Origin of the sequence: Streptomyces sp. NBC_01237, assembly GCF_035917275.1 — a bacterium.
In the GTDB taxonomy this organism is placed as follows: Bacteria; Actinomycetota; Actinomycetes; order Streptomycetales; family Streptomycetaceae; genus Streptomyces.
This window is the reverse complement of the sequence record NZ_CP108508.1, coordinates 6,255,518-6,272,257: the sequence shown is the minus strand read 5'-3', so window position 1 is coordinate 6,272,257 and position 16,740 is coordinate 6,255,518. Positions and strand designations below refer to the sequence as shown.

At 71.6% G+C, this 16,740-nt stretch carries 18 protein-coding genes; 8 read left to right on the top strand and 10 right to left on the bottom strand.

Annotated elements, in window-relative coordinates; translation table 11 throughout:
* Nucleotides 1-12 precede the first annotated feature (12 nt).
* Complete coding sequence (locus OG251_RS28085) at nucleotides 13-666, bottom strand: DUF6230 family protein (protein ID WP_326679724.1); 654 nt, start codon at nucleotides 664-666, stop codon at nucleotides 13-15.
* Between the two features lie 597 nt (nucleotides 667-1,263).
* A complete protein-coding gene (locus OG251_RS28080) occupies nucleotides 1,264-2,235 on the bottom strand; it encodes a tetratricopeptide repeat protein (protein WP_326679723.1) in 972 nt (323 codons plus the stop codon).
* Nucleotides 2,236-2,593: 358 nt separating this feature from the next.
* On the opposite strand from OG251_RS28080, the gene OG251_RS28075 reads away from it, so the two are divergent.
* On the top strand, nucleotides 2,594-3,223 hold the full coding sequence (locus OG251_RS28075; RefSeq protein WP_073727197.1) for a TetR/AcrR family transcriptional regulator: 630 nt from the start codon (nucleotides 2,594-2,596) through the stop codon (nucleotides 3,221-3,223).
* Here OG251_RS28075 and OG251_RS28070 read toward each other — a convergent pair.
* The gene (locus OG251_RS28070; RefSeq protein ID WP_326679722.1) at nucleotides 3,211-4,209 is read right to left on the bottom strand and encodes a GDP-mannose 4,6-dehydratase; all 999 of its coding nucleotides are present in this window, start codon (nucleotides 4,207-4,209) and stop codon (nucleotides 3,211-3,213) included. The genes OG251_RS28075 and OG251_RS28070 overlap by 13 nt on opposite strands.
* Nucleotides 4,210-4,228: 19 nt before the next feature.
* The gene (locus OG251_RS28065) at nucleotides 4,229-5,356 is read right to left on the bottom strand and encodes a UDP-N-acetylglucosamine--N-acetylmuramyl-(pentapeptide) pyrophosphoryl-undecaprenol N-acetylglucosamine transferase (protein ID WP_326679721.1); all 1,128 of its coding nucleotides are present in this window, start codon (nucleotides 5,354-5,356) and stop codon (nucleotides 4,229-4,231) included.
* A gap of 64 nt (nucleotides 5,357-5,420) precedes the next feature.
* Here OG251_RS28065 and OG251_RS28060 point away from each other — a divergent pair, with 64 nt between their 5' ends.
* A complete protein-coding gene (locus OG251_RS28060) occupies nucleotides 5,421-6,098 on the top strand; it encodes a response regulator transcription factor (RefSeq protein ID WP_198953513.1) in 678 nt (225 codons plus the stop codon).
* The gene (locus tag OG251_RS28055; RefSeq protein WP_326679720.1) at nucleotides 6,095-7,540 is read left to right on the top strand and encodes a sensor histidine kinase; all 1,446 of its coding nucleotides are present in this window, start codon (nucleotides 6,095-6,097) and stop codon (nucleotides 7,538-7,540) included. The genes OG251_RS28060 and OG251_RS28055 overlap by 4 nt, the downstream gene beginning before the upstream one ends.
* On the opposite strand, the gene OG251_RS28050 is transcribed toward OG251_RS28055, so the two are convergent.
* The 4 genes from OG251_RS28050 to OG251_RS28035 form a co-directional block, all read right to left on the bottom strand.
* Nucleotides 7,516-9,216 carry an acyl-CoA mutase large subunit family protein gene (locus tag OG251_RS28050; protein WP_326679719.1) on the bottom strand — a complete coding sequence of 567 codons (1,701 nt, stop codon included), beginning with the start codon at nucleotides 9,214-9,216 and terminating at the stop codon, nucleotides 7,516-7,518. The genes OG251_RS28055 and OG251_RS28050 overlap by 25 nt on opposite strands.
* Before the next feature lie 95 nt (nucleotides 9,217-9,311).
* Nucleotides 9,312-9,644 (bottom strand): DUF3817 domain-containing protein, encoded by a 333-nt coding sequence (locus tag OG251_RS28045; RefSeq protein ID WP_326679718.1) that lies wholly within the window; start codon nucleotides 9,642-9,644, stop codon nucleotides 9,312-9,314.
* A 64-nt stretch (nucleotides 9,645-9,708) separates the two neighbouring features.
* Nucleotides 9,709-10,218 carry a MarR family winged helix-turn-helix transcriptional regulator gene (locus OG251_RS28040; protein ID WP_326679717.1) on the bottom strand — a complete coding sequence of 170 codons (510 nt, stop codon included), beginning with the start codon at nucleotides 10,216-10,218 and terminating at the stop codon, nucleotides 9,709-9,711.
* A 10-nt stretch (nucleotides 10,219-10,228) separates the two neighbouring features.
* On the bottom strand, nucleotides 10,229-11,737 hold the full coding sequence (locus tag OG251_RS28035) for an MFS transporter (protein ID WP_326679716.1): 1,509 nt from the start codon (nucleotides 11,735-11,737) through the stop codon (nucleotides 10,229-10,231).
* Between the two features lie 75 nt (nucleotides 11,738-11,812).
* On the opposite strand from OG251_RS28035, the gene OG251_RS28030 reads away from it, so the two are divergent.
* Nucleotides 11,813-12,796, top strand: coding sequence for an ArsR/SmtB family transcription factor (locus OG251_RS28030; RefSeq protein ID WP_326679715.1), 984 nt, complete (start codon nucleotides 11,813-11,815; stop codon nucleotides 12,794-12,796).
* A 428-nt stretch (nucleotides 12,797-13,224) separates the two neighbouring features.
* On the opposite strand, the gene OG251_RS28025 is transcribed toward OG251_RS28030, so the two are convergent.
* Nucleotides 13,225-13,518 (bottom strand): MTH1187 family thiamine-binding protein, encoded by a 294-nt coding sequence (locus OG251_RS28025; RefSeq protein ID WP_015611413.1) that lies wholly within the window; start codon nucleotides 13,516-13,518, stop codon nucleotides 13,225-13,227.
* Nucleotides 13,515-13,865, bottom strand: coding sequence for a DUF3817 domain-containing protein (locus tag OG251_RS28020; RefSeq protein ID WP_326679714.1), 351 nt, complete (start codon nucleotides 13,863-13,865; stop codon nucleotides 13,515-13,517). Before OG251_RS28020 ends, OG251_RS28025 begins: the two co-directional genes overlap by 4 nt.
* A gap of 159 nt (nucleotides 13,866-14,024) precedes the next feature.
* On the opposite strand from OG251_RS28020, the gene OG251_RS28015 reads away from it, so the two are divergent.
* The 4 genes from OG251_RS28015 (at nucleotide 14,025) to OG251_RS28000 (ending at nucleotide 16,703) form a co-directional block, all read left to right on the top strand.
* Entirely contained in the window at nucleotides 14,025-14,657 is a 633-nt protein-coding gene (locus OG251_RS28015; protein ID WP_266809838.1) for an AIM24 family protein, read from the top strand.
* Nucleotides 14,657-15,307 carry an AIM24 family protein gene (locus OG251_RS28010; RefSeq protein ID WP_326679713.1) on the top strand — a complete coding sequence of 217 codons (651 nt, stop codon included), beginning with the start codon at nucleotides 14,657-14,659 and terminating at the stop codon, nucleotides 15,305-15,307. Before OG251_RS28015 ends, OG251_RS28010 begins: the two co-directional genes overlap by 1 nt.
* Entirely contained in the window at nucleotides 15,304-16,086 is a 783-nt protein-coding gene (locus OG251_RS28005; RefSeq protein ID WP_326679712.1) for an AIM24 family protein, read from the top strand. Before OG251_RS28010 ends, OG251_RS28005 begins: the two co-directional genes overlap by 4 nt.
* A gap of 140 nt (nucleotides 16,087-16,226) precedes the next feature.
* On the top strand, nucleotides 16,227-16,703 hold the full coding sequence (locus OG251_RS28000; RefSeq protein ID WP_073727226.1) for a MarR family winged helix-turn-helix transcriptional regulator: 477 nt from the start codon (nucleotides 16,227-16,229) through the stop codon (nucleotides 16,701-16,703).
* Nucleotides 16,704-16,740 lie beyond the last annotated feature (37 nt).

Here is a 16,740-nt window from a genome sequence, read left to right as displayed (position 1 = left end):
CCCGGGCGAGTGCTAGAAGCACTCCTTGACGCCCTTGTGCAGCTTCAGACTCAGGTTGCTGAGCTTGAAGGTGCCGGCCGTGGTCGCCCAGGCCGTCTGCTCCACACCGGTCAGCGTGGCCGTGTCGGCCCGCTGCGAGAAGCCGTTGAGGTTGGCCTGAGTGCCAGGCTGGATGCCTATGCTCTCCGGGTTGTTCGGGTCCTTGAGGGAGCCCGCCGCCACACCGATGTCGATCTTCTCGAAGTACGCGTCGGCGTCGAGCTGCGAGATGTCGAGGTACAGGTTGGTCGCCACGACCGGCTTCTTCGGGTCCGTGCCCGCGTTCAGCTCCAGGCTGACGCTGCCGAGACCGAAGGGCAGGTTCGGCGTGACCACCGACTGGCACATGTTGGTGATCGTGGCCTTGCTGAAGCCCGACACCGCGACGGGGTGCGCCGCCGCCTTGCCCTCGAGGTCCTTGCCGACCGCGACGCTGCCGTACTGGACGAAGTTCTCACCGACGAGCTTGTCCGTGCTGACCTTGAAGCTCTGGCCGGACACACTGAACGACGCGGCGAGCGCGCCCTGCGCGAGACCGACACCCACAGCTGCGGTCGCGACGACGCTCGGCACCATGACCAGAGCGAAGCGCTTCCATCTCGTTCCACCGCGAACCTGGGAACTCATAAATTTCCTCCTTCTCGGACGTTCATCTCCGGACGGACATCGTGCCCGCCCCGGGATGGGAGAAGTGCTACGTCCTCGGGAAGGAGAGCGCCCGTACCGGAGGCGTACCGCATCCGATTCACCGGCGTTCACCCCCGAGCGACAACCACTGGCCGCGCGTTCTGCGCGACCGGTCGGACAGGCCCTGCCGGTCGGCAGGAACCCCCCTGTCCGCGACCGGCGCCACTGCCGCCGGCCCACTCGGTGGGGACCCAACAGGCCCTCCCGCACCGGCTGGAGGCCGGGCCGGCGGTATTGGACCGAGCGTGGCCGATCGTGGTCCATTCGCGGCCGGGGCACAAGGGGGTTCGTTACTCGCTAGTAACGGCCCGATAACCGGGCCGCGACGCGGGGCCATCGCCCGGCCACACAGGGTGGCACGAAAGGGGCAGCGGAATGGGAGGAATCAGGGATCGACCCGGACAGAACGCCGAGCGCGATTTACTGCGAGTAACAGCTCGCGCTTTTATCAAGATTTGGTAAAGCACAGGTGTCTCTTATCGTCCGGACGCGAAAACGGCCGCGACACCCGGGGGGTATCGCGGCCGTGTTGTCACATCAGAACAAGACCCGTGCCAGCGCGGTCCTGGCGGAGCTGACGCGCGGGTCCTCGGGGCCGATCACCTCGAAGAGCTCCAGCAGTCGCACCCGCGCCGCGTCCCGGTCGTCACCGAAATTCCGGCGGACCGCCTCGACGAGCCGCCCGAAGGCGTCCTCGACATGGCCGCCGACCAGATCCAGGTCCGCCGCGGCGATCTGGGCCGCCACATCGGCCGGGTCCTCGGCGGCGTCCTTGCGCACCTGCTGCGGGTCCATGTCCTGGACGCGCGCCAGCAGTTCGGCCTGTGCGAGGCCGAGCTTGGCCTCCGGATTGCCCGGGTCGTCGACGAGCACGTTCTTGTACGCCTGGACCGCACCGCCGAAGTCATTGGCGTCCAGCGCCTGCGCGGCCGCCTCCAGCAGCGCGTCGTACGGCCCGGCGGGCACCTCGGCCGGGGCGGCTCCCTCGGTACCGGCGTCCGGGTCGACGACGATGCCGGTGAGGCCGAACCGCTCCTCGCCGACCTGGATCAACTGGTCCAGGGTCTCGCGGATCTGGGCCTCGGGGGCCGCGCCCTGGAAGAGCGGGAGGGCCTGACCGGCGACCACGGCGAAGACCGCGGGAATGCCCTGGATGCCGAACTGCTGCATCAGCATCTGGTTGGCGTCGACATCGACCTTGGCCAGCAGGAAGCGGCCGTTGTACTCGACGGCCAGACGCTCCAGGAGCGGCCCCAGCTGCTTGCACGGCTCGCACCACTCGGCCCAGAAGTCGATGACGACGGGGACCTCGGCGGAGCGCTGGAGGACATCGCGCTCGAAGCCGGCTTCGTCGACGTCGATCACCAGGGCGGCGGGCGCCACGGCACCGGTGCCCCCGTTGCGGGCGGCCTCCGCGCGGGCCTGCTCCGCCTTCACCTTGGCCTCGCCGGCCGCCTTGACGGCGGCGAGGTCGACGACGCCGCTCATGGACATGTTCCTAGGCTGCATACGTACATCCTCCCCCCTGAGCACACCGTTCCGGAAAGCGATACGAGAACCGGTCCGGTCCGCCGCCCCTGCCGGAGTGCGGGGCGGACGGGCGAACACGGTGCCGGAGCCCCTGAAAGACCCCGGTGGGCCCCCGAAAGACCCTGGTGGGCCCCTGAAAGACCCGGTTCGGCGACGGGTCCCCACCCGGCGCCTGTGGCTGTCGCTCGTTCGTGGCGAGGGGAAGGCAGGGCTGCCTTCCTTACGCTACGACCCGTAGCGTAACTGTCAGGTGGCCCTCTCGAACAGGAGTCCCCGGTGATCTGTCTCACGGGGACCGGGCCCGACCGGTTTCCCTACTCACCGGTATGGTCACCGCATGCTGAGCCACAGCGACCCCAAACCCTCCCGAACAGGACGTCCGCGCAGTACCGCGGCAGATGCCGCGATCCTCGAAGCGACCCGCGCGTCCCTGGTCGACCTCGGCTGGTCGAAGCTGACGATGGGTGATGTGGCGACCCGTGCGGGCGTCGCGAAGACGACCCTCTACCGACGCTGGGCGGGCAAGAACGAACTGGTCGTGGACGCGGTGGCGGTCCTCTTCGACGAGCTGGAACTCCCCGACCGGGGCAGCCTCTCGGCCGATGTGCAGGGCGTGGTGCTCCAGTTCGCGGCGCTGCTGGAGCGGCCGGAGACCAGGACCGCGCTGATGGCGGTGGTCGCCGAGTCCACCAGGGACGACCTGCTGCGCGAGCGCATCAGATCGGCGATCGTGGACCGGCAGAAGCGGCTCGTGATCCTCGGGCGGGAACGGGCCCAGGCCCGCGGCGAGTTGTCGTACGAGGACGACGCCGCCTCGGCCGCCCGCAACGCGGACCTGATCTTCGATGTGATCGCCGGCGCCGTCGTGCACCGGACCCTGGTGAGCGCCGAACCGGTGGACGCCGAATGGGCGTGCAGCTTCACCTCGCTCCTGCTGCTGGGGCTGGCCGGCGCTCAGACCTGGTAGCGGCCCGGGGCGAACAGCCGGAGGTTCTCCGCGACCCACGCGGAGGTCCGCTCCAGCCCGTCCGTCAGGGACACTTCCGGCCGCCAGCCCGCCCATTCACGGGCCCGCGTGTTGTCGGACAGCAGCCGGAGCACCTCGCTGCCGTTGGGCCGCAGCCGCGCCGGGTCCACGACCACCTCCGCGTCCCGGCCGGACGCGGCGATCAGTGCCGCCGCCAGATCCCCGATGGAGATCTCCTGCCCGGTACCGAGGTTGACGCTCTCGCCGAGCGCCCGGTCGCAGTCCGCCAGCGCCAGGAAGCCGGCCGCGGTGTCCGTGACGTAGGTGAAGTCCCGGGTGGGGGCGAGCGAGCCGAGCCGGATCTCCCTCGCTCCCGCGTGGAGTTGGGCCAGGATCGTGGGGATCACGGCGCGGGCCGACTGCCTCGGGCCGTAGGTGTTGAACGGCCGCACCACCGTCACCGGCAGTTCGAAGGCGTGCCAGTGCGACAGCGCCATCATGTCGGCGCCGATCTTCGACGCGGAGTACGGGGACTGCGGCTGGAGCGGGTGGCTCTCGCTGATCGGAGCGGTGAGCGCACTCCCGTACACCTCGCTGGTGGAGGTGTGCAGCAGCCTGCGGACGGAGTGGCGGCGGCAGGCCTCCGCGACGTTCTCCGTGCCGACGACGTTCGTGCGGACGTACGCGCCCGGCGCGTCGTAGCTGTAGGGGATGCCGATGAGCGCGGCGAGGTGGAAGACGGTGTCGCAGCCCGCGACCGCGTCCATCACCCGGCCCGCGTCACCGACGTCCCCGGCGATCATCTCGACGGGGCTGTGCGGGTCGTCGAGGTAGCGGGCGAGGTGGCCCTTCTCGGCGTACGGCTTGTAGTGGACCATCGCGCGCACCCGGGCGCCGCGCCCGACGAGCAGGTCCACGAGGGTCGAGCCGATGAATCCCTCGGCGCCGGTGACGAGGACGGTGCGGCCGTTCCAGTCGATGCTCATGAGGTGAACTTCCTTTCGGTTACGGGGTGGTGGCGAGACGGATGACCTTGGCGGCGAGCAGGTCCGCCGCCCGGCCGTGGTTGCCGGGACCGGCGGCGCGGCCCATCACGGCGAGCCGGGCCGGGTCCGCGAGGAGCGGGCCGACGAGCGTGGCCAGCCGCTCGGCGGTGGTCTCGCCGTCGGGCAGCAGATGGGCGGCGCCCGCGTCGGACAGCACCCGGGCGTTGTGGGTCTGGTGGTCGCCGGGGGCGTGCGGGTACGGCACGAGGACGGCCGGTACCCCGGTGGTGGCGAGTTCCGCGACGGTCGCCGAACCGGCCCGGCACACCACCAGATCGGCCACCGCGTAGGCCAGGTCCATCCGGTCGAGGTACGGCACGGCCCGCGCGACCCGGTCCGCGCCCGCTTCGGCGAGCCGCTGCCTGGTCCCGGCCAGCGCCGCCGGACCCGTCTTGATCAGCAGGTGCACATCGGTGCGGTCCCGCCAGGCGGCGGCCAGGCCGGTCGCGGCCGCGGTGAGGCGGGCCGCGCCCAGGCTGCCCCCGTTGAACAGCACGACCCGGGCGCCGTCGGGTATCGCGAAGGCGGCGCGTGCCTCGGCGCGCAGGGCCCCGCGGTCCAGGGCGGCCAGCGTCGCGGCGACCGGCATGCCGACGGTTTCGGCGTCCTGGCCGCCCGTCAGGTGCGCGCGGCTGCCGTCGAAGGCGACCGTGACGTGCGGGGTGAGGCGGGCGGCGAACTGATTGGCCCGGCCCGGTACCGCGTTGGACTCATGGATCACGCTCGGCAGCCCGGCCATCCGGGCCCCGAGGATGACCGGTGCGCTCGGGTAGCCGCCCATGCCCACCGCGACCCGGGCGCCCTGTGTGCGCAGGATGGACCGGCACTGGGCGCCGGACCTGACGAGCGCGGCGGGGAGCAGGAAGCGCTTGGCCCCCAGGGCCGGGTCGAAGGGGATCATGTCGACGGTGTGCAGCCGGTATCCGGCGGCCGGGATCAGCGTGGTCTCCAGCCCGCGTTCGGTGCCGACGAAGGAGACGACCGCGTCCGGATCGGCCCGGCGCAGGGCCTCGGCGAGGGCGAGCCCCGGATAGATGTGGCCGCCGGTGCCGCCCGCACCGATCACGACGGAGAGTGGTGTGCTCATGGCCGCCACACTCACGAAGCGGCTTAAGAAGGTTCTAAGAGTCCCCTTTGGCAGGCTTCGGGGTATGACCAAGATCCTGGTGGCCGACGACGAGCCGGAAGTGCGGGCCGCCGTCGAGGACGGACTGACCATTGAGGGGTACGAGGTGCGGGGCGTCGGCGACGGCCTCGCCGCGCTCTCCGCCGTCGCTTCGTGGCAGCCCGACGCACTCGTCCTCGATGTGATGATGCCGGTCCTGGACGGTCTCGGGGTCTGCCGCAGGCTGCGTGCGCTGGACGACCGGACCCCCGTCCTGGTCCTCACCGCGCTGGGCTCGGTCAGCGAACGCGTCGACGGTCTGGACGCGGGCGCCGACGACTATCTGGTGAAGCCGTTCGCGCTGGACGAACTGGTGGCCCGGGTAAGGGCACTGCTGCGGCGGGCGGCCCCGGCACCGCTGGAGCACGACCTGTCCTTCGCGGACCTGACACTGGACCCGGTGACCCGCACGGGGCGGCGGGCGGGCCGTCCGCTGGAGTTCAGCCGCACGGAGTCCGCCCTGCTGGAGCTGCTGGTGCGCCATCCGGGGCAGGTGCTCCCGCGCGAGGTGATCCTGGAACGCGTCTGGGGTCAGGACTTCGGCCCGGACTCCAACTCGCTGGCGGTGTACGTGGGGTATCTGCGCCGCAAGCTGGAGGCGGGCGGCGAGCCGAGGCTCGTCCACACGGTGCACGGGGTCGGCTACCGGCTGGACGTGGCATGAGCGGCGGGCGCAGACGCGGGCTGGGGGCACGCTGGCGGCGGCGACGGCCGTTGCGTACCCGGCTGGCCGTGGCGGCGTCGGCGGCGGTCGCGCTGGTCGCGGTGGGGATGTGCGCGGCGGCGTTCTTCGTGATCCGGTACGAGATGGTGCACCAGCTGGACCTGAGTCTGACCCAGTCGGCGACCCGGCTGATCCAGGAGCACCGTGGCGGCGGGCCGGAGGTGCTGGCGGGCGAGTGCCGTTATCTGGCGTCGCCCGCGTGTGCGCAGATCGTTCCGGCCGACCCGGCCGCGGACCCCGCCGAGCCGTATCTGCTGCCGGTCTCCGCCCCCGTCAGAGCGGTGGCCGCGGGTGAACGGGCCGCGTACTTCAGCTCCGTCACGCTCTTCGGCCGGCCGATGCGGATGCTGACGACCCGGTTCGGCGAGGACACGGCGGTGCAGCTGGCGCTCCGTTCGGACCCGGTGGACCGGGGAGTCCGGCAGGCGGCGCGGCTCCTGGCGGTGGTCGGCGGGGCGGGCGTCCTGCTGGCGGCGGGCCTGGGCTACGGGGTCTCGCGCACGGGTCTGGCACCGGTCGCCCGGCTGACCGCGACCGCGGAGCGCATCGCCGCCACCCGGGACCCGCGCCACCGCATCGAGCTGCCGCCGGGGCCGCCGGGGCGGCAGGACGAGGTGACCCGGCTCGCCGCGAGCTTCAACACCATGCTCGGCGAGCTGGAACAGTCGGTCACCGCCCAGCGCCGGCTGGTCGCGGACGCCTCGCACGAGCTGCGCACACCGCTCACGGCGCTCCGGACGAACGCGGAGCTGCTGGCCCGCGCCGACCGGCTCACCGACGCGCAGCGCGACCGGGCGTCGGGCGCGCTGGGCCGGCAGATCCGCGAGGTCACGGGCATGGTGAACGACCTGATCGAGCTGGCCAGGGACGAGGAGCCGCTGCCGCTGCTGGAGGAGGTACGCCTCGCGGAGCTGACCGGGCACGCGGTGGCCACGGCCGGGGCGCACTGGCCGGACACCCCGTTCCTGCTGGACGTCGAGGAGCGGGCGGCGGGGGCGATGCGGCCCGGCGTACCGGCCCGGCTCGTCCGGCTGCTCACCAACCTGCTGGACAACGCCGCGAAGTTCAGCCCGCCGGGCGTACCCGTGGAGGTCGCCCTGACCGCGTTCGGGGACGGGGGACGGGGCGCCCTGGAACTCACGGTGCGCGATCACGGCCCCGGGATCGCCGCGGCGGACCTCCCGCATGTCTTCGACCGCTTCTACCGCGCCGAGTCCGCCCGCGCCCTGCCCGGTTCGGGCCTGGGGCTGGCCATGGCCCGGCAGATCGCCCGCGCCCACGGTGCGGACCTCGTGGCGGAGGCCGCACCGGGGGGCGGGGCGCTCTTCCGGCTGACGTTTCCCGGGGCGCCGCGGTCTCAGAAGCCCGGCGGCTCCGTGTAGGTGCCCCACTCCTCGCGCAGGACACCGCAGATCTCGCCGAGCGTGGCCTCGGCCCGTGCCGCGTCCAGCATCGGCACGATCATGTTCGAGCCGTCCCGGGCGGCGGCCAGCATCGCGGCCAGCGCGGCGCTCACCTTGGCGTCGTCGCGGCCGTCCTTGCGGGCGCCGAGCTCGCGCACCTGGTCGCGCTCGACCTCGTGGCTGACCCGCAGGATCTCCAGATCGCCGGTGACGGAGCCGTGGTGGACGTTGACGCCGACGACCCGCTTGTCACCCTTCTCCAGCGACCGCTGGTACTGGAAGGCGGACTCGGCGATCTCCCCGGTGAACCAGCCGTCCTCTATGCCGCGCAGGATTCCGGAGGTGATCGGGCCGATCGGGTGCTGTCCGTCCGGCCGGGCGCGGGTGCCGCGCTCCTTGATCTGGTCGAAGATCTTCTCGGCCTCGGCCTCGATCCGGTCGGTGAGCTGCTCGACGTACCAGGAGCCGCCCAGCGGGTCGGCGACATTGGCGACGCCGGTCTCCTCCATCAGCACCTGCTGGGTGCGCAGGGCGATCTCGGCGGCCTGCTCGGAGGGCAGGGCGAGGGTCTCGTCGAGGGCGTTGGTGTGCAGCGAGTTGGTGCCGCCCAGGACGGCGGAGAGCGCCTCGACGGCGGTGCGTACAACGTTGTTGTACGGCTGCTGGGCGGTGAGGGAGACCCCGGCCGTCTGGGTGTGGAAGCGCAGCCACTGCGCCTTGTCGGTCTTCGCGCCGTACGTCTCCTTCATCCAGCGGGCCCAGATCCGGCGGGCGGCGCGGAACTTGGCGATCTCCTCGAAGAAGTCGAGGTGCGCGTCGAAGAAGAAGGAGAGTCCGGGGGCGAAGGTGTCGACGTCGAGCCCTCGGGAGAGGCCGAGCTCCACGTAGCCGAAGCCGTCGGCCAGGGTGTACGCCAGCTCCTGCGCGGCCGTCGCCCCGGCCTCGCGGATGTGGTAGCCGGAGACGGAGAGCGGCTTGTACGCGGGGATGTCGCGGGCGCAGTGCTCCATCAGGTCGCCGATGAGGCGCAGATGGGGCTCGGGCTGGAAGAGCCACTCCTTCTGCGCGATGTACTCCTTGAAGATGTCGGTCTGGAGCGTGCCGTTGAGCACGCCCGGGTCGACGCCCTGGCGCTCGGCGGCGACCAGGTACATGCAGAAGACGGGGACGGCGGGGCCGCTGATCGTCATCGAGGTCGTGACGTCGCCGAGCGGGATGTCCTTGAACAGGACCTCCATGTCGGCGGCGGAGTCGATGGCGACGCCGCAGTGCCCGACCTCGCCGAGCGCCCGCGGGTCGTCGGAGTCGCGGCCCATCAGGGTCGGCATGTCGAAGGCGACACTGAGTCCGCCGCCGCCGTTGGCCAGGATCGTCTTGTAGCGCTCGTTGGTCTGCTCGGCGTTGCCGAAGCCGGCGAACTGGCGGATGGTCCAGGTGCGGCCCCGGTAGCCGGTGGGGTAGAGCCCTCGGGTGAAGGGGTACTCGCCGGGCCAGCCGATCCGCTCGAACCCCTCGTACGTATCGCCGGGGCGTGGCCCGTACGCGGGCTCCACCGGGTCCCCGGAGAGCGTGGTGAAGTCCGCGTCGCGCTTGCGGGCCTTGTCGTAACGGGCCTGCCAGCGGAGGCGGCCTTCCTCGATCGCGTCAGCGTCCATGGACTCGAATTTACTAGGACGTCCTAGTAAATGTCGATGGCAAACCGCCCGGCGCTTCGCACGGGGCGGTTTCGGGTGGTGCGGCGCGGCGCCAATCAGGCCTTCGCGGTCACCGGGGAACGGTCCGCGATCAACGGCTCCACCTCGGCGACGACCTTGCGCTCCACGAAGAACGCGGCCGTCGGGATGGTGCCCGAGATCAGTACCCACAGCAGCTTGCCGACGGGCCACTTCGCCTTGGAGCCGAGGTCGAAGGCGAAGATCAGATAGATGATGTAGAGCACGCCATGGATCTGCGAGACCACGAGGGTGACGCCCTCACCGGTGTCGAATCCGTACTTGAAGACCATGCACAGGCAGAGGATCAACAACATGACGGCGGTGACGTATGCCATCACCCGATAACGGGTCAGCACGCTGCGTTTCATGGCATCGAGCCTAACCGGGCCGCCGGGGCGATCTTGCAGCGCCCTGCCCCTCACCGCGCGTGGACTACTGGTCCTCGAAATCGTGTGCGGCGACCCGCAACGGGCGCAGCATCGCGAAGATCTCGGCGCACTCCTCGGAGTCGTAGGCCCCCAGACCGAAGTCCATCGCCACCAGGTCCCGGGTGGCCGCCTCGACGACCTCGCGGCCCCTGGCGGTGATGGAGGCCAGGGTGCCCCGCCCGTCGTTCGGGTTGGGGCGCTTGTCGACCAGACCGGACTTCACCAGCCGGTCGACGGTGTTCGTCACGGAGGTGGGGTGCACCATGAGCCGCTCGCCGATCTTGGACATCGGCAGCTCACCCGCCTTGGAGAAGGTGAGCAGCACCAGCGCCTCGTACCGGGCGAAGGTCAGTCCGTACGGCTTGACGACCGCGTCGACCTCGGCGAGCAGGATCTGCTGGGCCCGCATGATCGAGGTGATCGCCCCCATCGAGGGCACGGGCCCCCAGCGCTGATGCCAGAGTTCTTCGGCACGGGCGATGGGATCGAAGGGAAGGCTGAGCGGCTTCGGCACGGCACCGACCTTACCGACTGGTCATATGCCGGTCAGCCCCGTCTCGCCCTTCGGTACCGGGCTTCGGCGCGGGAGCGGTCCTGCGCACCTCGACGATCAGCAGCACCGTGCACGCGGTCCCGAGGGCCCCGGACGCGGCCACCACCTGGTGCACGGGGAGGAACTCGGCCGCCAGCCCGGCCAGTGCCATGCCCACGCCCTGGCCCGTCATCAGCCCGGCGGTGAGCAGGGTCATGGCCCGGCCGCGCAGCTCCGGCGGGACGGCGTCGACGAACCACTGGTCGAGCCCGATGATGTACGCCGCCCCCGCCCCGGCCAGCACGAGGGCCACCACGGTCAGGACCAGCCCGGGGCGGACCGCGTACACCACGAGGGGCAGCAGTCCGGCCGCGGCGACCGGCAGCACGATCCGGGACCGGGTACGGGGGCTGAGGGCGGAGCCCGCGTACAGCTCGGCCCCGATGTGGCCGACCGCCATCGCGCACATCATCAGCCCGAGCGCGGCGGGTCCCGCGCCGATGGCGTCCGCGTACGGGGCGGCGAGCGCCTCCGGGGCGACGACGAACACGGCGGGCACCCAGAAGAGCAGTATCAGCGCGCGGATCCTGCGGTCGGCGAGCACGGTGCGGGCTCCGGCCAGCGACTGCTTCAGCAGCGCGCCGCCCCCGTCTCCCCCGGTCCGGGCGGGCCGGTCACGGGTGCCCAGGCGGAGCAGGGCGGCCGAGCAGAGGAACGTACCGACCGTGATCGTGATCGCCCCGCGCGGGGACACCACGGCGAGCAGCAGTCCGCCGACGCCGAAGCCGACGAGTACCGCGCTCTGCGAGACGATCCGCAGCAGCGAGCGGCCCAGTACGAAGAGGTCCCCGTCGCCGAGGATGTCGGTGAGGGCGGCCATCCGGGTCCCGGTGAACACGGGCGACACCGCGGCGACCAGGCAGCGCAGGGCCAGGAGCCCGGCCACGGGGGTGCCGGGCAGCACCATCACGGCGACGCAGCCCGCGCAGATCAGGTCACAGGTGACGAGGACCCGGCGGGCCGGGTAGCGGTCGGCGACCCCGGCGAAGAGCGTGCCGCCGACGAGGTACGGGAGGAAGCCGAGCGCGAAGGTGAGGGCGCTGAGCAGGGGCGAACCGGTGAGGTCGTACACGAGGACCGTGAGGGCCAGCTCACTGATGACCACCCCGAGGAGCGAGAGGAGGTGCGCGGCGAAGACGGCCCGGAACTCCCGGACACCGAACACGGCCCGGTAGCCGCGCCCGGGTGCGGGGCCGGACGCCACGGGGGCGAGGGGCGCGGGGCCAGCGGGCACGGAGGCGAGGGGCGCGGGGCCGGCGGGTGCGGGGCCGGTGGGTGCGGGGTCGGTGGGTGCGGCTGTGAGGCCGGTGGGCTCCCGGAGCGGCGCCGCGGGGCCCGGGTCGGGGTGGGCGGCGCGCTCCGGGGGCGTAGCCGGAGGCGGTACCTCGGGGGCGGGCCGGTCGCGGGGTGTACCCGCCGGGGTGTCGGTATCGCTCGGCATGGGGCGAGCCTGTCCCGGCCGCGGCCGCAGTCGTTAGACTTTCGGCTGACGCCGAATCTTCGCGAGGCCCCGGTCATGCCGTTCCATCTGCACTTCGACGAGAACGATCTGCTGCGCTGCCGCTTCGCGCTCTCGCCGCTCTGGGAGACCCAGGAAGCCGTGCGCACCCTGGCCCGCGCCTACCGCCACGGCTACCACCTGCCCTGGCTCCGGCAGATCCGGGCGGAGGCCGCGGCGCTGGACCTGGAGCCGCTGTGGCTGCTCATGCCGGACGGGGGCCACAACCCGGACTTCATCTGCCCGCCGCCGCTCGGCCCGCTCGCCACGTTCGAGGAGGAGATCGCGGGCCTCCGGTCGGTCGACCCCGAGGTCGCCCGTGCGGACATGGCGATGGCCCTGGCGGAACGGCCCGGCGGCCTGGTGTCCGCCGCCGGACGGCGGATGCTCGCCGATCCCGCACGGACCGTCCGGGAACTGGCCGATCTGCTGGAACGGGCCTGGCAGGTGCTGGTCGAGCCGCACTGGCCACGGCTGCGCGCGCTGCTGGAGGCCGATATCGCCTACCACTCCCGACGGCTCGCGGAGGTCGGCTTCGAGCGGCTCCTGGGCGAGGTGAGCCCGCAGCTGCGCTGGACGGAATCCACGCTCACCATCGTGGGGACCAAGGGGAACCATTCCCGGGTCCTCGGCGGGCAGGGGCTCGTCCTGATGCCGAGCGCGTTCGTCTGGCCGGAGGTGGTCGGCGGGTACGAGGAACCCTGGCTGCCCGCGGTGATCTACCCGGCGCGCGGGATCGGCGGACTGTGGAGCGAGGCCGCCGACCGGACCCCCGAGGTACTCGCCCGGCTGCTCGGCCGCGCGCGGGCCGATGTGCTGTGCGCGCTGGACGAACCCGCCGGGACGAGCTCGCTGGCGCACCGGCTCTCCCTCGCCCCGTCCTCCGTATCGGCACATCTGTCGGTACTGCGGGAGGCGGGGCTGCTGACCTCACGGCGGTACGGGCACCAGGTGCTGTACGAACGGACTCCGCTCGGGATCGCGCTGGCGGTGTCGCCCTGAGGACGTGCCCGGTGACAACGCGCGCCGGTGACGACACGTGTTGCCGGTGGGCGCGGGACGGTGAGCGCGGGGACGCGGGACGCGGGACGCGGGGACGCGGGGGGACGCGGGACGCGGGGACGGCGGGGACGCGGGGACGCGCGGGGACGCGGGGACGCGGGACGCGGGACGCGGGGACGCGGGACGCGGGGACGCGGGGACGCGGGGACGCGGGACGCGGGACGCGGGGACGCGCGGGGACGCGGGGACGCGGGGACGCGGGGACGCGCGGGGACGCGGGGACGCGGGGACGCGGGGACGCGGGGACGCGGGGACGCGGGGACGCGGGGACGCGGGGACGCGGGGACGCGGGGACGCGGCAAGCCCCCGGCCGTGTGGCACCGGGGGCTTGCCGGGTGAACGCGGAAGCACCGCTCCGCGGACGGGCGTCAGGGCGCCAGGTACCGCTCCACCGTCTCGACCTTGGAGGTCAGGCCGTCGGTGACACCCGGCCGGATGTCGGCCTTCAGGACCAGGGAGACGCGTCCGGCGCGGGCCTCGACGGCGGCGACGGCGCGCTTGACGACGTCCATGACCTCGTCCCATTCACCTTCGATGGAGGTGAACATGGCGTCCGTACGGTTGGGCAGTCCGGACTCGCGGACGACCCGCACGGCGTCGGCCACGTACTCGCCGACGTCCTCGCCGACACCCAGCGGGGAGACCGAGAAGGCGACGATCATGCGCTGACCGTCCCCTCGCGGCGGGCGCGGGCGGCGATGGCGCCGTCGGCCTCGTAGCGCTTGAGGAGCTTGTCGCCGTACAGCCCGCCGAACGGGAGCAGCGCCAGCAGGAAGAACAGGGCGACGCGCTTCAGCGGCCACTTCGCCTTGGCCCATACGTCGACCAGCAGCACGGCGTAGATCACGAAGAGCACCCCGTGCAGCATGCCCAGCGGCATCATCAGGAAGTCGATGTCCGAGACGCGGCTGAGGACCGAGCCGAAGAGGATGAGGGCGGGGAAGGACAGCGCCTCGGGAATCGAGATGAGGCGCAGCCGGTGCAGGGCGGTAGCGGTCTTGATGTCCACGGGGGCACCTTCGGTGGGAGGGTCGTGACGGCTTGTGAACGCGGGCACAAGCGTCCCCCATTGTGGCATCGCCGCCCGGCGCCCCCGGCCCCGGGTGCCGGAAGGGTCCGGGGGGCCTGGTCGGCGTACGGCTCCGGCGGTTACCGTCGGACCGTGGCGATGTTCCGACTCCAAGGCAGCAAGACGCTCGCCGTCGACCTGACCGGCGACGCCGTCAAGGCGAAGAACGGCTCGATGGTCGCGTACGACGGACAGATGGCGTTCAAGAAGATGTCCGGCGGGGGCGAGGGCGTCCGCGGCATGGTGACCCGCCGGCTGACCGGCGAGCAGATGACGGTGATGGAGGTGAAGGGGCAGGGCACCTGTTACTTCGCCGACCGGGCGAGCGAGATCAATCTGGTCTCGCTGCACGGCGACAAGCTGTACGTCGAGGCGAGCAATCTGCTCGCCACCGACGGCGGTCTGCGCACCGGGACGTCCTTCACCGGGCTGCGCGGCGGGGCGAGCGGCAACGGTCTGTTCACCACCACGGTCGAGGGAACCGGCCAGGCCGCGATCATGTCGGACGGCGCGGCGGTGCTGCTGCGGGTGACGCCCCAGTACCCGCTGACCGTCGACCCGGGCGCCTACATCGCCCATCAGGGCAGTCTCCAGCAGCACTTCCAGTCCGGGGTGAACTTCCGCACGCTGATGGGCGAGGGCTCCGGCGAGTCGTTCCAGATCCGCTTCGAGGGCGACGGGCTCGTCTACGTACAGCCCAGTGAGCGGAACACCGTCGGGGGCGATGTCTGATGCCGTTCCGTGAGATCAACGCGAAGATGGTCGAGGCCTCGGTGGCCCCCGGCCAGAAGATGTACAGCCAGCGGGGCGCGATGCTCGCCTACCGCGGCGAGGTCTCGTTCACCCCGAACATGCAGGGCGGCGGAGGCGGTCTCGCCTCCATGATCGGCCGGCGGGTGGCGGGTGAGGCGACCCCGCTGATGACGGTCGAGGGCAGCGGCACGGTGATGTTCGGCCACGGTGGCCACCACATCCAGGTGATCAACCTGGCGGGCGACACCCTGTTCGTGGAGGCCGACCGGCTGCTCGCCTTCGACGGCACCCTTCAGCAGGGCACGATGTTCATGGGTTCGCAGGGCGGGGTGATGGGCATGGTGCGCGGTCAGGTCACCGGGCAGGGCCTGTTCACCACGACGCTCAAGGGCCACGGCGCGGTCGCGGTGATGGCGCACGGCGGGGTGATCGAGCTGCCGATCGCGCCGGGCCGGCCGGTGCATGTGGACCCGCAGGCCTACGTCGCCCACCACGGGGACGTGACGAACAAGCTGTCCACCGCGCTCGGCTGGCGCGACATGGTGGGGCGCGGGGCCGGTGAGGCGTTCCAGCTGGAGCTGAGCGGCAGTGGCGCGGTCTACGTCCAGGCGTCGGAGGAGAAGCTGTGAGCACGCCCGTGATCTTCGATCCGATGACGCTGCCGTCGGACGACAACGTCAACGCGTACACCTTCTGTGTGGAGCTGAAGGGGAGCCAGTGGTTCCTGCAGAAGGGGAAGATGATCGCCTACTACGGGCGGATCGAGTTCAACGGGATCGGGCACGGCCGCTTCGAGCGGCTGATCCGTACGAGCTTCCACTCACCGCTGCACGCGAGCGACTGGGTGGTGGCCGAGGGCAGCGGGAAGATGCTGCTCGCGGACCGGGCCTTCGACGTGAACTCGTACGACCTGGAGAACGGGAACCTGACCATCAGGTCCGGCAACCTGCTGGCCTACCAGCCGACGCTGGCCCTGAAGCAGTCGATCGTGCCGGGCTTCCTGACCCTGATCGGTACGGGGAAGTTCGTGGCGGCGTCCAACGGCCCGGTGGTCTTCATGGAACCGCCGCTGCGGGTCGATCCGCAGGCGCTGGTGGGCTGGGCCGACTGCCCCTCGCCCTGCCATCACTACGACCACGGCTATATGTCGGGGATCATGGGCGGGCTGCGGTCACTGACGGGAATCGGTGGCGCGTCGGGCGAGGAGCACCAGTTCGAGTTCGTCGGGGCGGGCACGGTGCTGCTCCAGTCGACCGAGGTACTGATGCCCGAGCAGACGGTGGGGGCGACTCCGCAGCAGGCGGGAGTGCCCGGTGGTGCGGGTGGTGCCGGTGGGGCGGGTCAACCTGGGTCCGCGCCCCGTCTGCCCGGCCAGCTGGGGGACCTCCAGCGTCGCTTCGGTTGGTGAACGGTAGTCTGCGGAGTGTGACGTCGAACGTGTGCACAGAGCCGATCCCGGCCCCCGGGCCGGGACCCGAACCCCGGCGGTGCCGGGCGTCACACCCCTTACTTTCGTCCGGCTTTCAACTTCTTAGGTAGAATCCATATATGGAGACCGAGACGGCCACGCGCTGGCTGAACGACGCGGAGCAGTGCGCCTGGCGCACCCACCTGGACGTCAGCAGGCTGCTGATGCACCAGCTGGAGAAGGATCTCCAGCCGTTCGGCCTGACCAACAACGACTACGAGATCCTGGTCAATCTCTCCGAGTCGGACGACCAGCGCATGCGGATGAGCGACCTCGCCGCTGCCACCCTGCAGTCCAAGAGCCGGCTCTCGCACCAGATCACCCGCATGGAGACCGCGGGGCTGGTCCGCCGCACCAACTGCGAGTCGGACCGCCGCGGACTGTACGCCGTACTGACCGCGCTCGGCGCCGAGACCATGCGCAAGGTCGCGCCGCACCATGTCGCCTCGGTGCGCAAGCACTTCATGGACCTGCTCTCCCCCGAGGCCCTGGCAGACCTGCACACGGCGCTGACGCCGATCGCGGAGCACCTGCGCGGACGGCGCGGCAAGGCGTAGGGCGCGGCAGCACCACGGCGCGGCAAGGCGCAGGACA